This is a genomic window from Streptomyces sp. NPDC058678 (genome assembly GCF_042714835.1).
Lineage (GTDB): Bacteria > Actinomycetota > Actinomycetes > Streptomycetales > Streptomycetaceae > Streptomyces.
In genome coordinates this window covers 47,494-65,854 of sequence record NZ_JBHXSG010000032.1, presented here as the reverse complement: position 1 = coordinate 65,854, position 18,361 = coordinate 47,494, and the positions used below count along the sequence as shown (strand labels likewise).

The 18,361-nt window shown below is 70.9% G+C and carries 16 protein-coding genes; 5 read left to right on the top strand and 11 right to left on the bottom strand.

The window, feature by feature from the left end; all coding sequences use genetic code 11:
* Positions 1–49: 49 nt before the first annotated feature.
* The 3 genes from ACFWWR_RS26905 to rimP all read right to left on the bottom strand — a co-directional run bounded on the left by ACFWWR_RS26905 (position 50) and on the right by rimP (position 1,917).
* Positions 50–328: a YlxR family protein gene (locus ACFWWR_RS26905; protein ID WP_383862003.1), complete on the bottom strand. Its 279-nt coding sequence runs from the start codon at positions 326–328 to the stop codon at positions 50–52.
* A gap of 90 nt (positions 329–418) precedes the next feature.
* Positions 419–1,405: a transcription termination factor NusA gene (gene nusA / locus ACFWWR_RS26900; protein WP_217234570.1), complete on the bottom strand. Its 987-nt coding sequence runs from the start codon at positions 1,403–1,405 to the stop codon at positions 419–421.
* Between the two features lie 2 nt (positions 1,406–1,407).
* The gene (gene rimP / locus ACFWWR_RS26895; protein WP_383861999.1) at positions 1,408–1,917 is read right to left on the bottom strand and encodes a ribosome maturation factor RimP; all 510 of its coding nucleotides are present in this window, start codon (positions 1,915–1,917) and stop codon (positions 1,408–1,410) included.
* Between the two features lie 203 nt (positions 1,918–2,120).
* On the opposite strand from rimP, the gene ACFWWR_RS26890 reads away from it, so the two are divergent.
* From ACFWWR_RS26890 to ACFWWR_RS26880, 3 genes are read left to right on the top strand one after another with little or no spacing between them, the layout of a single operon-like run.
* Positions 2,121–2,675: a hypothetical protein gene (locus ACFWWR_RS26890; RefSeq protein ID WP_383861996.1), complete on the top strand. Its 555-nt coding sequence runs from the start codon at positions 2,121–2,123 to the stop codon at positions 2,673–2,675.
* A complete protein-coding gene (locus ACFWWR_RS26885; RefSeq protein ID WP_383861993.1) occupies positions 2,672–3,139 on the top strand; it encodes a ferritin-like domain-containing protein in 468 nt (155 codons plus the stop codon). Before ACFWWR_RS26890 ends, ACFWWR_RS26885 begins: the two co-directional genes overlap by 4 nt.
* A 27-nt stretch (positions 3,140–3,166) precedes the next feature.
* A complete protein-coding gene (locus ACFWWR_RS26880; protein ID WP_384305713.1) occupies positions 3,167–4,075 on the top strand; it encodes an aminoglycoside phosphotransferase family protein in 909 nt (302 codons plus the stop codon).
* 663 nt (positions 4,076–4,738) lie between these two features.
* On the opposite strand, the gene ACFWWR_RS26875 is transcribed toward ACFWWR_RS26880, so the two are convergent.
* The 8 genes from ACFWWR_RS26875 to ACFWWR_RS26840 all read right to left on the bottom strand — a co-directional run bounded on the left by ACFWWR_RS26875 (position 4,739) and on the right by ACFWWR_RS26840 (position 14,686).
* On the bottom strand, positions 4,739–6,445 hold the full coding sequence (locus tag ACFWWR_RS26875) for a proline--tRNA ligase (protein WP_383861985.1): 1,707 nt from the start codon (positions 6,443–6,445) through the stop codon (positions 4,739–4,741).
* 89 nt (positions 6,446–6,534) lie between these two features.
* Positions 6,535–7,065: a GNAT family N-acetyltransferase gene (locus ACFWWR_RS26870; protein ID WP_383861983.1), complete on the bottom strand. Its 531-nt coding sequence runs from the start codon at positions 7,063–7,065 to the stop codon at positions 6,535–6,537.
* Between the two features lie 40 nt (positions 7,066–7,105).
* Positions 7,106–7,954, bottom strand: coding sequence for a GNAT family N-acetyltransferase (locus tag ACFWWR_RS26865; RefSeq protein WP_383861980.1), 849 nt, complete (start codon positions 7,952–7,954; stop codon positions 7,106–7,108).
* 194 nt (positions 7,955–8,148) lie between these two features.
* Complete coding sequence (gene ispG, locus ACFWWR_RS26860) at positions 8,149–9,306, bottom strand: flavodoxin-dependent (E)-4-hydroxy-3-methylbut-2-enyl-diphosphate synthase (protein WP_383861977.1); 1,158 nt, start codon at positions 9,304–9,306, stop codon at positions 8,149–8,151.
* Positions 9,307–9,474: 168 nt separating this feature from the next.
* Positions 9,475–10,767, bottom strand: coding sequence for a M50 family metallopeptidase (locus ACFWWR_RS26855; protein ID WP_383862111.1), 1,293 nt, complete (start codon positions 10,765–10,767; stop codon positions 9,475–9,477).
* 8 nt (positions 10,768–10,775) lie between these two features.
* Positions 10,776–12,032, bottom strand: coding sequence for a 1-deoxy-D-xylulose-5-phosphate reductoisomerase (gene dxr, locus ACFWWR_RS26850; protein ID WP_383861974.1), 1,257 nt, complete (start codon positions 12,030–12,032; stop codon positions 10,776–10,778).
* Between the two features lie 94 nt (positions 12,033–12,126).
* Positions 12,127–14,058, bottom strand: a complete 1,932-nt coding sequence (locus ACFWWR_RS26845) for an acyl-CoA dehydrogenase family protein (RefSeq protein WP_384305710.1) — start codon at positions 14,056–14,058, stop codon at positions 12,127–12,129.
* 208 nt (positions 14,059–14,266) lie between these two features.
* On the bottom strand, positions 14,267–14,686 hold the full coding sequence (locus ACFWWR_RS26840; RefSeq protein WP_384305707.1) for a hypothetical protein: 420 nt from the start codon (positions 14,684–14,686) through the stop codon (positions 14,267–14,269).
* Between the two features lie 380 nt (positions 14,687–15,066).
* On the opposite strand from ACFWWR_RS26840, the gene ACFWWR_RS26835 reads away from it, so the two are divergent.
* Together ACFWWR_RS26835 and ACFWWR_RS26830 are read left to right on the top strand one after the other, a co-directional pair.
* Positions 15,067–16,086 carry a LacI family DNA-binding transcriptional regulator gene (locus ACFWWR_RS26835; RefSeq protein ID WP_383861965.1) on the top strand — a complete coding sequence of 340 codons (1,020 nt, stop codon included), beginning with the start codon at positions 15,067–15,069 and terminating at the stop codon, positions 16,084–16,086.
* A gap of 72 nt (positions 16,087–16,158) precedes the next feature.
* Entirely contained in the window at positions 16,159–18,201 is a 2,043-nt protein-coding gene (locus ACFWWR_RS26830; RefSeq protein ID WP_383861962.1) for a TIM-barrel domain-containing protein, read from the top strand.
* Positions 18,202–18,361: the final 160 nt, after the last annotated feature.

Sequence of the window (18,361 nt, the reverse complement as noted above, 5' to 3'; positions counted from 1 at the left end):
TCCAACTCGCGGGGTACCAGAGCCGCACGGGGGTTCCGTGCGACGCGTCTTACGGTGTTGCCTGCTCGACGTAGTGGCGCAACGTCTTGGTGTCGAGCGCTCCCGGGGCGCGCAACGCCCTTGGAAACGCCCGGCGACGTACCGCCAGGTCGAGACAGACCAGGGCGGGGTGCACATACGCACCCCGGCCGGGCAGCGTACCGCGATCATCGGGGACGCATTCGCCCTCGACTGCCACGATGCGCAGCAAGTCATTCTTGGCCGCTCGCTCCCGGCACCCCACACAGGTGCGCTCAGGGCATGCGCGGGCTCGCGTCCGGCCAGACACTCTTAAGTCTACCTCCCCGCACCGACCTCACCCGTTGGGGGCAAGAATCGAACGGATGTTGTCGTGATCTAAGCGACCTGCGGCTTGGATCTATTCCCCGGGCTGCTCGGTGTCGGGACGGATGTCGATCCGCCAGCCGGTCAGGCGGGCCGCGAGGCGGGCGTTCTGGCCCTCCTTGCCGATCGCCAGGGACAGCTGGTAGTCGGGCACCGTCACCCGCGCGGACCGGGCCGCCATGTCCACGACCTCCACCTTGGAGACGCGGGCCGGGGACAGCGCGTTCGCCACCATCTCGGCCGGGTCGTCCGACCAGTCGACGATGTCGATCTTCTCGCCGTTCAGCTCGGCCATCACGTTGCGCACCCGGCCGCCCATGGGGCCGATGCAGGCACCCTTGGCGTTCAGGCCCGAACGGGTGGACCGTACCGCGATCTTCGTGCGGTGGCCGGCCTCGCGGGCGATGGCGGCGATCTCGACGGAGCCGTCGGCGATCTCCGGCACCTCGAGGGCGAAGAGTTTCTTCACCAGATTGGGATGTGTGCGGGAGAGGGTCACGGACGGACCGCGGACGCCCTTCGCCACTCGTACGACGTACGACCGAAGGCGCATTCCATGCGGATACGTCTCACCGGGGACCTGTTCCTGCACCGGCAGGATGGCCTCCAGCCTGCCGATGTCGACGAGCACGTTCTTCGGGTCGCGGCCCTGCTGGACCACACCGGTGAGGATGTCGCCCTCACGGCCCGCGAACTCGCCCAGCGTCGCGTCGTCCTGGGCGTCGCGCAGGCGCTGCAGGATGACCTGCTTGGCCGTGGTGGCGGCGATGCGGCCGAAACCCGTCGGGGTGTCGTCGAACTCGCGGGCCTCCTGGCCCTCCTCGAGGTCTTCGGGATCCTCCTTCGCCCACACCGTCACGTGGCCGGTCTCCCGGTTGAGCTCCACGCGCGCGTGGCGGCGGCTTCCCTCGGTGCGGTGGTAGGCGATGAGGAGGGCCGACTCGATCGCCTCGACCAGCAGGTCGAAGGAGATCTCCTTCTCCCGCACCAAGCCCCTCAGGGCACTCATGTCGATATCCACGGCTACGCCTCCTCTTCTTCCGTCATGTCGTTCTTGTCCTTGCGGTTGAACTCGACCTGCACCCGGGCCTTGTCGACGTCCACGAAGGCGAGTCTGCGGGTGGTGGCCTTGCGGCCCTTCACGCCGGGCACTTCGAGGTCGAGGCCCTCGTCGTCGACCTGCAGAATCCTGGCCACCAGTTCGTCGCCGTCGGTCAGCTGGAACTTCACCAGCCGGTCGACGGCGCGCAGGTAGTGCCGGTGTTCCTTGAGGAGGCGTTCGGCGCCGGGGGTTCCGACCTCGAGGGTGTACTCGCCCTGGCCCATCGCGTCCGTCTCGTCGAGCTTCGCCGAGAGCGCGCGGCTCACATCGGCGATCTGGTCGAGGTCGGCGCCGGTGTCGGAGTCGACGACCACGCGCAGCACACGCTTGCGTCCGACCGAGTCCACCGCGATCTCCTCGAGATCCAGGCCCTGGGAGCCGACGAGCGGTTCCAGAAGTTCTCGCAGCCTCTCGCTCTGGGTGGTGCTCATCCGGGTGACTCCTCGGCCGCGTGTGCTGTTGTGGGTAGGTCGCGTGTCTGGTCAAAGGGTATCCGGTCCAGGGGTGTGTTGCCGTCCACCTGCGCGGGGGCGGTGCCGCTGAGTGGTGCCGGGCCGGTGCGCGGGTACCGTGATCACCGGCGGGGCCGCCCTCCCGCCCGCGTGTTCGTACGAGCTCCCCGAGGACGTCTGACGTGCCGTACCCCCCATCGCCGCGCACCCCCTCGGGGACGCGCAGAAGAACCGTGCTCGCCTCGACCGCCGGGGCCTTCCTGGCGGCGGGCTGCTCCGCCGGCTCCAAGGACTCCGACGGCGGGACGGACGGCAGCCCGTCGGTCGTCGAGCGGGCACGCGCGCGTGCGGCCGGCGAGAGCACGCGGCTGGTGGAGCGCTACGACGCCGTGATCGCCGTACATCCCACGCTCGCGGGGCGGCTGGCACCCCTGCGGGCGGAGGTCGTACGGCATGCGGAGGCGTTCGGCGCCTCCCGGCAGGCGTCCCCCCGGGCCTCACGGACCTCTCCTTCCGCGACGTCGTCCGCTTCGGCAGCGCCCTCCGCTTCCCCGCCGGCCGCTGTGCCCGCGGACGAGAAGGACGCCCTCGCCGAACTCGCCGCCGCCGAGCGGACGCTCGCCGACCGGCGGGCGAAGGCGCTGCTCGACCTGCCGGGTGAGCCGGCCCGGCTACTGGCCTCGGTGGCGGCGGCCGGGGCGGCGCACGCGTATCTGCTGACGGAGGGGGCGAAGTGAGGGAACGGGAGCTGAAGGCCCTCCAGGCGGCGCTGGCCGCCGAGCACGCGGCGGTGTACGGCTACGGGGTCGTCGGCGGCCGGATCCGCGAGGACCGTCGTACGGAGGCCAAGGCGGCCTACGACGCCCATCGGGCGCGGCGGGACGCGCTGGTGCGCGAGGTGCGGGACCAGGGCGACACGCCGGTGGCCGCGGCCGCCGGGTACGCGCTGCCCTTCCCGGTGCCCGACTCGGCCGCGGCCGTACGGCTGGCCGCCGAGCTGGAGGAGCGGGTGGCCGGGGTGTACTCCGATCTGGTGCGGGCGTCCGGGGACGAGCGGCGGGGTGCGGCGGCCGAGGCCCTGCGGGAGGCGGCGGTGCGGGCGGTGCGCTGGCGCGGCGGGAGCGTAGCCTTCCCTGGGCTCGCCGAGCGGGCGGGGACGTCTTCGGCAGCGGGCCCGCCGTCGGCGACGCCGACCTCGTAACGCGTACTGGAAGGAAACGACTCGCGCATGGCTTTCGAACCGCCGCAGCGTCTGGTGAGGGCGCTCGGCGAGACGGCACCGGACGGTGACGACTGGTTGGAGAAGCTGCCCGAGGCGGCCCGGGAGGCCGTCGCGGTGCGCGAGTTGACCGTGGAGCGCGTGCAGCTGCCGGGCGGACGCAGCAGCCTGGTGGTACTGGTGCGACGGCCGGACGGGACACCCGCCGTGCTCAAGCTGGCCCCGCCCCGGGCCCGCCCGGAGAGCGAACGGGCCGCACTCGCGCACTGGGGCGGCCTGGGCGCCGTACAGCTCCTCGAACCCTTCGCGGCAGAGGGCGTGCTGCTTCTCGAGCGACTGCATCCGGACGTGTCGGTGCGCTCACTGCCGGAGGCGAAGGCGCTGCTGGAGGCTGCCGGGACGCTGCGGCGGCTGTGGGTGGAGCCCCCCGCCGGCGAGGACGCGCACGTCTTCGAGACGGTGGCCGAGCGGACCGGGCGGCAGGCCGAGGTGATGCGGGCGAGTGCCGGCGCCGACGCGGAGGTGACGGCCCTGGTGGACGCGGCGCTCGCGGCCCGCTCGGAGCTGCTGGCCGCGCCGCCCGAGGACCGCCTGCTGCACGGGACGTTCCGGCAGAGCAAGGTGCTCGCCGGTGAGCGGACGCCGTGGCTGGCCGTGGGGCCGGACCCGGTGGTCGGCGAGTGCGCCTTCGATCTGGCGCGGCTCGTCCGGGACCGGGTGGAGGACCTGATCGCCTCGCCGTCCGGGGCGGCGACGACCCGGCGGCGGGTGAAGCGGCTCGCGGAGTCACTGGACGTCGACCAGGAACGGCTGCGGGGCTGGACGCTGTTCCGGGCCGTGGAGTCGGGGGTGCGGGCACTGCGCGTGGGACGGCCGAAGGACAGCGAGTTGCTGTTGGAGTTTGCCGGGTGGCTCTAGGGCGGCTCTGTGAGGAACGGGTCCGGGGCGGTGCATCGTCGTGTTCCCGCGGGCGCATCGTGGCTTGTCGCGCGGTTCCCCGCGCTCCCTTTGGGCGTTCCGGCGGCCGTCAGTTGCAGGGGTGTGGCGTCGGTGCCCGATGCGTGCCCCCAGGAGGCTCGTGATCACGACCGCCGGCAGCAGGTCGAGGGCGACCGCGCCGAGACCGAGCCACAGGGGCTCATAGCCTGAGACGAAGGGCACGACGGCGTCGAGGACGGTGATGTCGACGTATCCGTCCACGATCGCGATCGCGATGTGCAGGGCCAGGAAGGCGGTCGCGGAGAGGGACAGAGTGCGGTGCAGGCTCACCGTCCCGAAGCGGGGCGGGCCCGGGACACGGCCGCGCAGCCGCACGGCGATGCCGAGCAGGACGACGACCGTGAAGAGCCGTACCGCTGCTCACCGTCGTGTCGGCGTCCGCCTGCATCGTGCCGACCAGGGCCAACACCCCCGCCGCCGCGGCGGCCGCCGTGCGCCGGGTCCCGCTGCGGACCAGCGCGACGGCGCCCCGCTCTCTGCCTCTGCTCGTCATGACCGTACCCCTCCATAGCACTGGTGACGCCGTGTCACGCACTACGGTGGGGTACGGCCCCACAGAACTTCCTGACAGGTGTCTTTACGTCACGCGGTCGCGGTCAGACGGGCGATCGCCTCCTCGACCGTCAGCTCCTCGCGCTCACCGGTCCGGCGGTCCTTCAGCTCCAGCACGCCCTCGGCGGCCCGCCGGCCGGCCACCAGGATCTGCGGTACGCCCATCAGCTCCGAGTCCGTGAACTTCACGCCCGGGGAGACCCCGGCGCGGTCGTCCACCAGGACGCGGAGACCGGCCGCCGCCAGCTTGCCGGAGACGTCGAGGGCGAGTTCGGTCTGGAGGGCCTTGCCCGCGGCGACGACGTGCACGTCGGCCGGGGCGACCTCCTTGGGCCAGCACAGCCCCTTGTCGTCGGCGGTCTGCTCGGCGAGGGCGGCGACCGCGCGGGAGACGCCGATGCCGTACGACCCCATGGTCACGCGGACCGGCTTGCCGTTCTGGCCGAGGACGTCGAGCTTGAGGGCGTCGGCGTACTTGCGGCCCAGCTGGAAGATGTGGCCGATCTCGATGGCGCGGTCCAGCTTGAGGCCGGTGCCGCACGTGGGGCAGGGGTCGCCCTCCTGCACCACCACGACGTCGACGTACTCGCCGACCTCGAAGTCACGGCCCGCGACGACGTTCTTCGCGTGCGTGTGCTCCTTGTTGGCGCCCGTGATCCACGCGGTGCCGGGAGCCACGCGCGGGTCGGCGATGTACGTGACCTTGTCCAGGCCCTGCGGACCGACGTAGCCGCGGACCAGGTCAGGGCGGCCCACGAAGTCCGCCTCGGTGACCATCTCGACGGCGGCCGGGGCGAAGTGCGCCTCGACCTTGCCCAGGTCGACCTCGCGGTCGCCGGGGACGCCAACAGCGACGATCTCGCCGTCGACCTTCACCAGGAGGTTCTTGAGCGTGGCGGACGCCGGGACGCCGAGGGAGGCGGCGAGGGTCTCGATGGTCGGGGTGTCGGGGGTGGGGATCTCCTCGGCGGCCGGGACGCCGGAGCCGTCCACCGTCTTCAACTCGTAGGTGATCGCCTCGGTGTTGGCCGCGAAGTCGCAGTTGGGGCAGTCCGCGAAGGTGTCCTCGCCGGCGCCGGCCGGGGCGAGGAACTCCTCCGACTTCGAGCCGCCCATCGCGCCCGCGGTGGCGGCGCAGATGCGGTAGTCGAGGCCGAGACGCTCGAAGACCTTCTGATAGGCCTGCCGGTGCAGGGCGTAGGACTGGGCGAGACCCTCGTCCTCGGTGTCGAAGGAGTAGGAGTCCTTCATCAGGAACTCGCGGCCGCGCAGGATGCCGGCGCGGGGGCGGGCCTCGTCACGGTACTTGTGCTGGATCTGGTAGAGGATGACCGGCAGGTCCTTGTAGGAGGACGCCTGGTCCTTCACGATCAGCGTGAAGATCTCCTCGTGGGTGGGGCCGAGGAGGTAGTCGCCGCCCTTGCGGTCCTTCAGGCGGAACAGCTCGGGGCCGTACTCGTCCCAGCGGCCGGTCGCGTCGTACGGCTCACGCGGCAGGAGGGCGGGGAGCAGCACCTCCTGGGCGCCGATCGCGTCCATCTCCTCGCGGACGATCCGCTCCACGTTGGCGAGGACCTTCTTGCCGAGCGGCAGCCAGCTCCAGATACCGGCCGCCGTGCGGCGGACATAGCCGGCGCGGACGAGGAGCTTGTGGCTGAGGACCTCGGCGTCCGCCGGGTCGTCGCGCAGCGTCTTCGCCATCAACTGGGACATGCGCTGGACCGGTACGTTGGCCATGGTTCTCGTACTCCTGCTGCTGGGGTGCCCCCTCTGGGGGAGGGTGATGGCAGGAGGTTATCCGGGCGGCCGATGCCGGTGGAAATCGGTTAGCGGCGGCGCAGGGGCAGCGGGGCGCCCATCACGGCGTACGGCTTGGGGGCGCTGGGGAACAGGACCTGGCGGGCCAGGTCCTGGTAGCCGAGGGAGTGGTAGAGGCCTCGGGCGGGGCTGTCCTGGTCGATCGCGGAGAGGATCGAGCGGGGTTCGGTGGCGGTGTCGGTGATCGTGGTGATCAGGGCGCGGCCGAGGCCGCGGTTCTGGTGGTGCGGGTGGACGTGCAACTCGGTGATCACGAAGGAGTTGTCGAGCCAGTCGTCGCAGTGCCGGGCGCGGAGGTACGGCTCCACGACCGTCGACCACCAGTGGGCGCGGTCGTTGGGCATGCCGTAGACGAACCCGACGAGGTTGCCTCCGGCCGTGGCGCCGAACGCCCTTGCTCCCGGGTGGACCATGTGGCGCAGGACGATCTGGCGGCGTACGGCGACCTCGTCGGGGCCGAGTCCGAAGGCGAGGGCTTGGACGGCCAGGGCCTCGTCCACGTGGGCTGAAAGGTCCAAGGGGCCGATGACGAGGTCCATGCGGGGAGCCTACAGGGGGGTTCCGGTTGAGGTGGGGCCGCTAGAACAGGACACTCATGAAGGCGCCGACCTCCTGGAAGCCGACCCTCCTGTACGTCCTTCGCGCCGCCGTGTTGAAGTCGTTCACGTACAGGCTCACCACGGGCGCGACGTCCGCCAGCGCGTAGCGCAGGACCGCCGCCATGCCCGGCGCGGCAAGGCCCCTCCCTCGGTACTCGGGGGCGACCCACACCCCCTGGATCTGACAGGCGCGGTCGGTCGCGGCGCCGATCTCGGCCTTGAAGACGACCTTGCCGTCGGCGTCGAGGCGGGCGAACGAGCGGCCGGCGCCGACGAGTTCGGCGACCCGGGCCTGGTAGAGGAGGCCCCCGTCACCGGCCATCGGTGAGACGCCGACCTCCTCGGTGAACATCGCCACGCACGCCGGCATGATCGTGTCCATCTCGTCCTTGCGGATGCGACGGACGTAGGGATCCGGGGCGATGGTGGTGGGCATGCGGTCGGTGACCATGAGGGGCTGCTGGGCGCGGACCTCGCGGGCCGGTCCCCAACTCGGCTCCAGCAACCGCCAGAGCTGGGCGGTGGGTTCGGCGGGGCCGACGACGGAGGAGCAGCGGCGGCCGGCCCTGCGGGCACGGTCGGCGAAGGCGCGGACAGCCCGCGGGGTGGCGCAGATCGGGACCAGGTTGGCGCCGGCGTAGCACAGGGACGTCAGCATGCCGTCCTCGTACCAGCCCCACATCTCGCCGCCGAGCCGCCACGGGTCGAGTCCGGCGACCTGGACCCGGGAGGTCACGAAGGCGTTCGCGACCGGCTCGCGGTCGAGGACGGCGAGCGCGGCGTCCAGGTCGCTCGGTTCGAGGACCCGGGAGGTGGTCTGGGTCAACACGGGCGGGGCCTCACACTGGGGTCTGCTGATTTCCGCACTGTACCTGCGGAAGCTGAGCGGCGCCGCCCTGCCCGAGTTGCCGCTCGCTTCGAGGGGACCGGCGGCTGCTGTCCCGTACCTGGGGGCTGCCGCCCCCGGACCCCCGCTTCGGCCCTGAACGGGCCACGTCCTCGAACGCCGGGCGGGCTGGAATGTCAGCCCGCGACCGAGATCGACGGCTCGCCCGACGCCACCCCGTCCGCCTCCATCTGCTCGGCCAGCTTCATGGCCTCCTCGATGAGGGTCTCGACGATCTTGGACTCGGGGACGGTCTTGATGACCTCGCCCTTCACGAAGATCTGGCCCTTGCCGTTGCCGGAGGCCACACCGAGGTCGGCCTCGCGGGCCTCGCCGGGGCCGTTGACCACACAGCCCATGACGGCGACGCGGAGCGGCACCTCCATGCCGGTCAGGCCGGCGGTGACTTCCTCGGCCAGCTTGTAGACGTCGACCTGAGCACGCCCGCAGGACGGGCAGGAGACGATCTCCAGGCCGCGCTGCCTGAGGTTCAGCGACTCCAGGATCTGGTTGCCGACCTTGACCTCCTCGACCGGCGGGGCCGACAGGGAGACGCGGATCGTGTCGCCGATGCCCTGGCTGAGCAGGGCGCCGAAGGCGACCGCCGACTTGATCGTGCCCTGGAAGGCGGGGCCGGCCTCGGTGACGCCGAGGTGCAGCGGGTAGTCGCACTGGGCGGCGAGCTGGCGGTACGCCTCGACCATCACGACCGGGTCGTTGTGCTTGACGGAGATCTTGATGTCCCGGAAGTCGTGCTCCTCGAAGAGGGACGCCTCCCACAGGGCGGACTCCGCGAGTGCCTCGGGGGTCGCCTTGCCGTACTTCTGGAGCAGGCGGCGGTCCAGCGAGCCCGCGTTCACGCCGATGCGGATCGGCGTGCCGTGGTCCTTGGCGGCCCGCGCGATCTCCTTCACCTTGTCGTCGAACTGCTTGATGTTGCCGGGGTTCACCCGGACCGCGGCGCAGCCCGCCTCGATGGCGGCGAAGACGTACTTCGGCTGGAAGTGGATGTCGGCGATGACCGGGATCTGCGACTTGCGGGCGATGGTCGCGAGCGCGTCCGCGTCGTCCTGGGTCGGGCAGGCCACCCGGACGATCTGGCAGCCGGACGCCGTGAGCTCGGCGATCTGCTGGAGGGTGGCGCCGATGTCGGACGTACGGGTCGTGGTCATCGACTGCACGGACACCGGGGCGTCCCCGCCGACCGCCACGGATCCGACCTGGATCTGCCGGCTCTTCCGGCGCTCGGCGAGCCTGGTCGGAACGGACGGCATGCCGAGAGAAATCGCAGTCATCTGCTGTGCAACCCCAAGTCGTGGATCAAGGTCCGGTCCCGTCAGCAGCGGGCTCCGGGCTTCGAGATTACGGCACGTGGCCAGGCGCGAGCACATCACGGCCGTAAACCCACCCGACGGGGGACGGCCCGGCATCCAGGATGCCGGGCCGCCGCGAACTCCTCGTGACTAGGAGATTCTCACGGGGTTAACCACGTCCGCGATGAGGACCAGGAGCGTGAAGCAGATGAAGATCCCGGCAACCACATAGGCGACCGGCATCAGCTTCGCCACGTCGAACGGACCCGGGTCCGGCCGACGCAGCACCTTCGCCAGGTTGCGTCGCAGGGACTCCCACAGGGCGCCCGCGATGTGGCCTCCGTCGAGGGGCAGCAGCGGGAGCATGTTGAAGAGGAACAGGGAGAGGTTGAAGCCGGCGACCAGCATCAGGGCCATGGCCAGCTGCTGGGTCGGCGGGATGTCGAGGGTGAAGATCTCGCCGCCCACGCGGGCCGCGCCGACCACGCCCATCGGGGAGTCCGGCTCACGCACGCCGTCGCCGAAGGCGGCGTCCCACAGGGCGGGGATCTTGCCGGGGATGGCGGCGAGGGAGTCGACGGCGTCGGCGACGCGGTCGCCCATCCAGGTCACGGAGTCCCCGAAATCCTGCTTCACGATGCCGGTGGCGGCGCTGAAGCCGAGGAAGCCTGCGGTGACGTACTCGCCCTGGACGTACTGGCCGCTGGAGTCCTTCTTGGCGACCTGGTTGGAGGCGATCTTCGCGTGCAGGGTGAGTTGTTCGCCCTTGCGGTCGACGACGATCGCCACCTCCTTGTCGGGGTTGGCGCGGATGAGGTCGGAGAGCCGGTTCCAGTCGTCGGTCTTCACGCCGGCGAAGGAGACGATCTCGTCGCCCGCCTTGAGGCCGGCGGCCGCGGCCGGGGAGGGCGGGTCGGACTTCTTGCACTCGTCGCGGCTCTGGCTCTGGGCGATGACGCACTGGGAGACGGAGCTGACCGTGTTGGTCTGCTGCGAGATGCCGAAGCCCATGAGGACGGTGAGGAACAGCGCCACCGCGAGGATCAGGTTCATGAACGGGCCCGCGAACATCACGATGACCCGTTTCCAGGGCTTGCGCGTGTAGAAGAGGCGGTTCTCGTCACCCGGCCTGAGCTCCTCGAAGGCGGCCGAGCGGGCGTCCTCGATCATGCCGCGCCAGGGTGAGGTGGAGCGGGCCTCCAGGCGGCCGTCCGCGCCGGGCGGGAACATGCCGATCATGCGGATGTAGCCGCCGAAGGGGATGGCCTTGATGCCGTACTCGGTGTCGCCCTTCTTGCGCGAGAAGATCGTCGGGCCGAAGCCGACCATGTACTGCGGCACGCGGATGCCGAAGAGCTTGGCGGTGGACAGGTGCCCCAGCTCGTGCCACGCGATCGAGATCAGCAGGCCGAACGCGAAGATCACTATGCCGAGGATGAACATCAGTGTCGTCATGCACGGGCCTCCGCCGTCTGTGCCGCCAGTTGCCGGGCCCGGGTCCGCGCCCAGGTCTCCGCTTCGAGGACGTCCGCGAGGGTGAGCGAGGTTCCCGTGCGCGGGGTGCCGTGCTCGTCCACCACCCGGGTCACGGTCTCCATGATCCCGTTGAACGGCAGCGCGCCGGCCCGGAAGGCCTCGACGCACTCCTCGTTGGCGGCATTGAACACCGCCGGGGCCGTGCCCGCGAGCCGCCCCACGTGGCACGCGAGGCCGACGGACGGGAACGCGTCGTGGTCGAGCGGGAAGAACTCCCAGGTCGACGCCTTGCTCCAGTCGAAGGCGGGGGCCGCATCGGGGACGCGTTCGGGCCAGCCGAGGCCGATGGCGATCGGCCCCCGCATGTCCGGGGGCGTCGCCTGCGCGATCGTGGATCCGTCCGTGAACTCAACCATCGAGTGGACATACGACTGCGGATGCACGACCACCTCAATGCGTTCGAAGGGAATGTCGTACAGCAGGTGTGCCTCGATGACCTCCAGGCCCTTGTTGACGAGGGTCGCGGAGTTGATCGTGATCACCGGGCCCATGGCCCAGGTGGGGTGCGCGAGGGCTTCCTCGACGGTGACGTTCGCCAGCTCGGCCTTGGTGCGGCCGCGGAAGGGGCCGCCGGACGCGGTCACGACGAGCTTGCGTACGTCGGCTCTGGTGCCGGACGCCAGCGACTGGAACAGCGCGGCGTGCTCGGAGTCGACCGGGATGATCTGTCCGGGCTTGGCGAGGGCCTTGACCAGCGGGCCGCCCACGATGAGCGACTCCTTGTTGGCGAGCGCGAGGGTGCGGCCCGCTTCCAGGGCGGCGAGGGTGGGGGCGAGTCCGATGGAGCCGGTGATGCCGTTCAGGACGGTGTGGCAGTCGGAGGCGGCGAGCTGTGTGGCCGCGTCGGGGCCGGCGAGGATCTCGGGGAGCGCTTCGCCGGTGCCGTAGTGGGAGCTCAGGGCCTCGCGCAGGGCCGGTACGACGTCCTCGCGGGCCACGGCGACGGTCCTCGCCCCGAGTCGGTGGGCTTGTTCGGCGAGGAGGGCGACCCGGCCGCCGTTGGCCGAGAGCCCGGTGACCCGGAACCGGTTCGGATTGCGCAGCACGAGGTCGATGGCCTGGGTGCCGATCGAGCCGGTGGAGCCGAGGATCACCACGTCCTTCGGCCCGTCGCCCGCGACCGGGTCGTAGACGAGGTGCGGGTCGGCGAGAGGGGCTGGACTGTCGGTCATCCCTCCATTGTGGCCGTAAGGACGGTGTGTGAGGACAGGGAGTCCCCCTCGTCCCCCGCACGGGGGGCCGAGGGGGGCTTCCTGTCGTGGGCCGTCAGCGGATCGGCCGGTGCACGTTCTCCTTCTTGCTCGGCCCCGGTGTGGCGTCCGCGATCCACGGTCCGTCGCCGGACGGGTCGACGATGCCCTCCTCCAGCCACTCGTAGGTGCCCGAGAGCACGCCCTTGACGACCTTGTGGTCGAGGTCGTCGGTGTTGGTCCACAGGCGGCCGAAGAGTTCCTCGACGCGGATGCGGGACTGGCGGCAGAAGACGTCGGCCAGTTGGTAGGCCTCGCGGCCGTGGTCCTCGGTGGTGCGCAGGAGTTCGGCGCGTACGCAGGCCGCGCTCATCGCGAACAGTTCCGCGCCGATGTCGACGATCCGGCCCAGGAAGCCCTGTTTGGTCTCCATCCGGCCCTGCCAGCGGGACATGGCGTAGAAGGTGGAGCGGGCGAGCTTGCGGGCGGTGCGTTCGACGTAGCGCAGGTGCGGCGAGAGGTCGACCTCGTGCTTGAACTCGTTGTACGAGGTGGGGAGTTGGCCCGGCCCCGCGACCAGTTTGGGCAGCCACTTGGCGTAGAAGGCGCCGGCCTGGGCGCCCGCCTTCGCCTTGTCCGAGAGGGATTTCTCCGGGTCGATCAGGTCGCCCGCGACCGAAAGGTGGGCGTCGACGGCCTCGCGGGCGATCAGCAGGTGCATGATCTCGGTGGAGCCCTCGAAGATGCGGTTGATGCGCAGGTCGCGCAGGATCTGCTCGGCGGGCACCGCGCGCTCGCCGCGGGCCGCCAGCGACGCGGCCGTCTCGAAGCCCCGGCCGCCGCGGATCTGGACCAGTTCGTCGGCCATCAGACAGGCCATCTCGGAGCCGTAGAGCTTGGCGAGGGCGGCCTCGATGCGGATGTCGTTGCGGTCCTCGTCCGCCATCTGGGACGCCAGGTCCAGTACGGCCTCCAGGGCGAAGGTCGTCGCCGCGATGAAGCTGATCTTCGAGCCGACGGCCTCGTGGAAGGCGACCGGCTTGCCCCACTGCTCCCGGGCCGCCGACCACTCGCGGGCGATCTTCAGGCACCACTTGCCGGCGCCGACGCACATGGCGGGCAGTGAGAGGCGGCCGGTGTTGAGGGTGGTGAGGGCGATCTTGAGGCCCGCGCCTTCCGGGCCGATGCGGTTGGCGGCCGGGACGCGGACCTGGTGGAAGCGGGTGACGCCGTTCTCGAGGCCGCGCAGACCCATGAAGGCGTTGCGGTTCTCGACCGTGACGCCCTCGGAGGCGGACTCGACGACGAACGCCGTGATGCCGCCCTTGTGTCCCTCGGACTTGGGCACGCGCGCCATGACCACGAGCAGGTCGGCGACGACGCCGTTGGTCGTCCACAGCTTGACCCCGTCGAGGACGTAGTCGTCGCCGTCCGGGACGGCGGAGGTGGCCAGGCGCGCGGGGTCCGAGCCGACGTCCGGCTCGGTGAGCAGGAACGCCGAGATGTCGGTGCGGGCGCAGCGCGGCAGGAACTTCTCCTTCTGCTCCTGCGTGCCGAACATCTTCAGCGGCTGCGGTACGCCGATCGACTGATGGGCGGACAGCAGGGCGCCGATCGCCGGGTTCGCGGAGCCGACCAGGGCGAGGGCCTTGTTGTAGTAGACCTGTGTGAGGCCGAGGCCGCCGTACTTGGTGTCGATCTTCATGCCGAGGGCGCCGAGCTCCTTGAGCCCGTTGATCGTCTCGTCGGGGATCTGTGCGTCCCGCTCGATGCGCGCCGAGTCGATCTTCGTCTCGCAGAAGTCGCGCAGTTTGGCGAGGAACTCCTCGCCGCGCTGGGCGTCCTCGTCGGGCGGCATCGGGTGGGGGTGGATGAGGTCGAGCCGGAAGCGGCCGAGGAACAGTTCCTTGGCGAAGCTGGGCTTGCGCCAGTCCTGTTCCCGGGCGGCCTCCGCCACCTGGCGCGCTTCACGCTCGGTGACGGTGGGTTGGGTGGGTGCTGCGGACATTGGGGCTCACCTCGCCGCGAATCGGGATCTTGGGGCCGTTTGGTTACCGACGGGTGCTACCCGATCGTATGTACCCGATCCGGGCCGACCCCACCACCCCTCGCGCGTCCGTTCAGCCGATGTCGACCGAGTACGACTTCGTGTCCAGACGTCCCGTGCCCTTGAAGACCTCGGTGCCGGACTCGATGCCGGAGACGTTTGTCGTTGCTCAGCAGCTTGCGCCGGACGAGTGCCCGGGTGAAGTCGTCGAGGTCGATGTGGCCTTCGTGGTGTTGGTGCGGCGGACGAAGGAGTACACCTTCCAGCCGATGTCGCCCTGGTAGATGTCCCACATCGAGCCGCCCAGGCTGACGCTGCCGTACTTGGTGCCGAGGGGGCCCGCGCCGCCCTGGCGGTCGAGCCAGATCATGACCTCGTCGGTGGGCCGGTCCTGCCAGTCGGCGGTGTTCCTGGTGTGCAGCCACAGGTCGTAGGCGACGTTCATGGTGCCGGGGGTGGAGTTCAGCGGGAACTCCCAGGTGGGCCTCACCGGCTTGCGGTCGCCGACGCGGAGCGGCAGGCCCGTGGCCGACCTGTCGACCTTCCAGCCCCAGTGCCGGCCCAGGACCGTGCCGGCGTACGACTTCACGTCGGAGTCGGGGGGCGGTGCTGCACGGGGCGGTCCTTCGGGAGGGGGTGTTCGCGTACGTCCGCTCAGTGGCCGCCGGCGGGCCATGGGTTGCCGTCAGGCGACGGGAGCCGTCGCCGGCCCCGCACGACGGACGCTCCCGTTCCATAGCCCGCCACGGTCGGCCGTGGTAGGCAGGAACCTCCACCTCCGAAAGGCCGGGCGGCAGCGGGCCGGTCAGGGGCCGTCACCGCTGCGGTCACCCGCCCGCAAGTCGTAGTCGAAGCGCTTCGACAACCTATGGACACCCACTCCCGGTGGAGCTACTGTCGAACCACCCTCACCCGCCCTTATTCGTTACGCGCACTGTCGAAGCGCTTCACAAAAGCTTGGAGAGCTGGATGGTCACCCTCGCCGAGGTCGCCCAGCACGCCGGAGTCTCGGCGAGCACGGTGAGCTATGTCCTCAGCGGCAAGCGGTCCATCTCCGGAGCCACCCGGCAGCGGGTGGAGCAGAGCATCCGCGAGCTCGGCTACCACCCGAACGCGGGCGCCCGCGCCCTGGCCAGCAGCAAGTCGAACATCATCGCGCTGATGATCCCGCTGCGCACCGACATGTACGTGCCGGTGATGATGGAGATCGCCATCGCGGTGGCCACCACGGCCCGCACGTACGGTTACGACGTGCTGCTGCTCACCGGCGAGGAGGGTCCCGACGCCGTGCGCCGCGTCACCGGCAGCGGGCTGGCCGACGCGATGATCCTGATGGACGTGGAACTCGACGACGAGCGGCTGCCGTTGCTGCGCGGCACCGACCAGCCGTCCGTGCTGATAGGGCTGCCCGCCGACACCTCCGGACTGACCTGTGTCGACCTCGACTTCAGGGCGACGGGGGCACTGTGCGTCGAGCACCTCGCGAAGCTCGGCCACCGCGACATCGCTGTCATCGGCGAGGCCCCGGCCGTCTACGAACGGCACACCGGCTTCGCCGAGCGCACCCTCGACGGACTGCGGTCCCGCGCCCAGGAACTGGGCGTACGACTGCTGCACCGGCCCTGCGATGGCGGGTACGACGCGATGGCCGTGACCCTCGCCCGGGTCCTCGACGAGCGCCCGGGCACCACCGGGTTCGTCGTGCAGAACGAGTCGGCGGTCGAGCCGCTGCTCGCCCTGCTGCGCCAGCAGGGGCGGGCCGTCCCCGAGGACGTGTCGGTGGTCGCGATCTGCCCGGACCAGGTCGCCGCCCAGGCCTCGGTGCGGCTGACGTCGGTCGCCATCCCCGCGCAGGACATGGGCCGGCACGCCGTGGAGCGCCTGGTCGCCAAGCTCGACGGCCACGGAGCCGACGAAGTCGTGCTGATCGCCCCCGAGCTGACGGTCCGGACGAGCACGGGGCCGGCCCCGGCCCTGTCCGGATCCTGACGCCGGAACCCGCCCCCGCCACGCCCTGCCGGGGCACCGCCATGCCCGCACTCCTTCAAGGAGCACCCCACCGTGAATCAGCCTGCCGAACAGCAGTCCCAGGTCAGCCTCGCGCAGTCGTCACCCACCGTCGGCACCTTCCGCGAGCGGGACGGCGCGCTGGAGTGGAGCGGCCGCCAGGAGACCGTACGCATCGAGCCGTGGGGTCCGGACGCGGTCCGGGTCCGCGCCCGGCTCGGCGGTCCGGTCCTCGACGGGCTGCCGGGCGCGCTGCTCGACACACCGCCCGCCACCGAGTCCACCGTCAAGATCGAGGACGGGCAGGGTCTGCTGACCGTCGGCTCGCTGACCGTGGAGGTCAGCGCCGAGGGCCTGATCCGCTTCCTGCGCACCGCGGACGGCTCCGAGGTGCTGGCCGAGGACCGCGCGCACTTCTGGTGGCCGGGCTCGCGCCTCTACACCGCCGTCGGCAACGGCCACCACCGACTGGAGCAGCGCTTCGCCGCCTACGACGACGAGAAGCTGTACGGCCTGGGCCAGCACCAGCACGGCCGGCTGGACCAGAAGGGCCTGGTCCTGGACCTGGTCCAGCGCAACGCCGAGGTCGGCATCCCGGTGCTCACCTCCAGCCGCGGCTACACGCTGCTGTGGAACAACCCGGCGATCGGCCGCGTCGAGCTGGCCGGCAACGGCACCCGCTGGGTGGCGGACTCGGCCCGCCAGCTCGACTACTGGATCACCGCGGGCGCCCCGGCCGACGCCCAGCGGCACTACAGCGCGGTCACCGGCCGCACCCCGATGCTCCCGGAGTGGGCGGCGGGCTTCTGGCAGTGCAAGCTGCGCTACCGCACGCAGGACGAACTCCTCGGTGTGGCACGGGAGTACAAGCGACGCGGCCTGCCCCTCGACGTGATCGTCTGCGACTTCTTCCACTGGACGCACCTGGGCGACTGGAAGTTCGACCTGTCGGAGTGGCCCGACCCGGCGGCGATGGTGCGCGAGCTGGAGGAGCTCGGCGTCAAGCTGGTGGTGAGCGTGTGGCCGTCGGTGTCCCCGCTGAGCGAGAACCACCAGCTCATGGAGCAGCGCGGCTACTTCATCGGAACCCAGTACGGCCCGATGGCGCACGCCGACTGGCCGGACAAGGAGGTAGCCTCCACCGTCCAGGTCGCCTTCTACGACGCCACCAACCCGGAGGCGCGCGACTTCCTCTGGTCGCGGGTGAAGCGGAACTACCTGGAGCCGTACGGCATCACGGCCTTCTGGCTGGACGCCTGCGAGCCGGAGCTGAAGCCGGGCTTCTCGGAGAACCTGCGCTACTGGGCGGGTCCGGGCCTGGAGGTCGGCAACATGTACCCGGCCGAGAACGCCCGCACCTTCTACGAGGGCCTGCTGGCGTCCGGCGAGGACGAGATCATCTCCCTCAACCGCTCGGCGTGGGCGGGCAGCCAGCGCTACGGCGCCGCCCTGTGGTCCGGTGACATCGGCACCGACTTCGCGACCCTGCGCCGCCAGATCGCGGCCGGTCTCAACACCGCCCTGTCGGGCATCCCGTGGTGGAACACCGACATCGGCGGCTTCCACGGCGGCGACCCGGACGACCCGGCGTACCGCGAGGTGATGATCCGCTGGTTCCAGTTCGGGGCGCTGTCCCCGCTGATGCGCCTGCACGGCTTCCGGGACCCCGGCATGCCGCTGGGCCCGGCCATGACCGGCGGCCCCAACGAGGTGTGGTCGTACGGCGAGGAGGCCGGGACGATCATGGAGCAGTACCTGCGGCTGCGCGAGCGTCTCAAGCCGTACGTCCTGGAGGTCATGCGCGAGGCCCACGAGGAGGGCCTGCCGGTCATGCGCCCGCTGTTCCTGGAGTTCCCCGGGGACCAGGCGACCTGGTCGGTCGACGACGCCTATCTCTTCGGCGGGGACCTGCTGGTCGCCCCGGTGCTCACCGCGGGCGCCACGGCCCGCACGACCTATCTCCCGGCGGGCGCGACCTGGACCGACGCGTGGACCGGCGAGACGTACGGGGGCGGTACGACCGTGACGGTCGACGCCCCCCTGGACCGCATCCCGCTGTTCCTGCGGGACGGGGCGCGGCTGCCCGTGGCGGAGTAGGGCCTGTCCGGCGGATCAGGCCGCAGGAAATTTAACGGCGCCTCATCGACGCAGGTGAGCGGGGCCTGGTGCGTCGAGCTGCGAGGCGGAGGAGGGCGTCGACGCGATGGGGGTCCCCCCGCTCGAGCGAAGTCGAGAGTGGGGGACTCGGCAACCGACG

Coding starts and splice junctions, on each gene's coding strand:
- rimP (WP_383861999.1), bottom strand. CDS start 1,917: ATGAGCACCACCCAGAGCGAGAGGCTGCGAGAACTTCTGGAACCGCTC.
- ACFWWR_RS26880 (WP_384305713.1), top strand. CDS start 3,167: ATGGCTTTCGAACCGCCGCAGCGTCTGGTGAGGGCGCTCGGCGAGACG.
- ACFWWR_RS26875 (WP_383861985.1), bottom strand. CDS start 6,445: ATGGCCAACGTACCGGTCCAGCGCATGTCCCAGTTGATGGCGAAGACG.
- ACFWWR_RS26870 (WP_383861983.1), bottom strand. CDS start 7,065: ATGGACCTCGTCATCGGCCCCTTGGACCTTTCAGCCCACGTGGACGAG.
- ispG (WP_383861977.1), bottom strand. CDS start 9,306: ATGACTGCGATTTCTCTCGGCATGCCGTCCGTTCCGACCAGGCTCGCC.
- ACFWWR_RS26855 (WP_383862111.1), bottom strand. CDS start 10,767: ATGTTCATCCTCGGCATAGTGATCTTCGCGTTCGGCCTGCTGATCTCG.
- dxr (WP_383861974.1), bottom strand. CDS start 12,032: ATGACCGACAGTCCAGCCCCTCTCGCCGACCCGCACCTCGTCTACGAC.
- ACFWWR_RS26845 (WP_384305710.1), bottom strand. CDS start 14,058: ATGTCCGCAGCACCCACCCAACCCACCGTCACCGAGCGTGAAGCGCGC.
- ACFWWR_RS26835 (WP_383861965.1), top strand. CDS start 15,067: ATGGTCACCCTCGCCGAGGTCGCCCAGCACGCCGGAGTCTCGGCGAGC.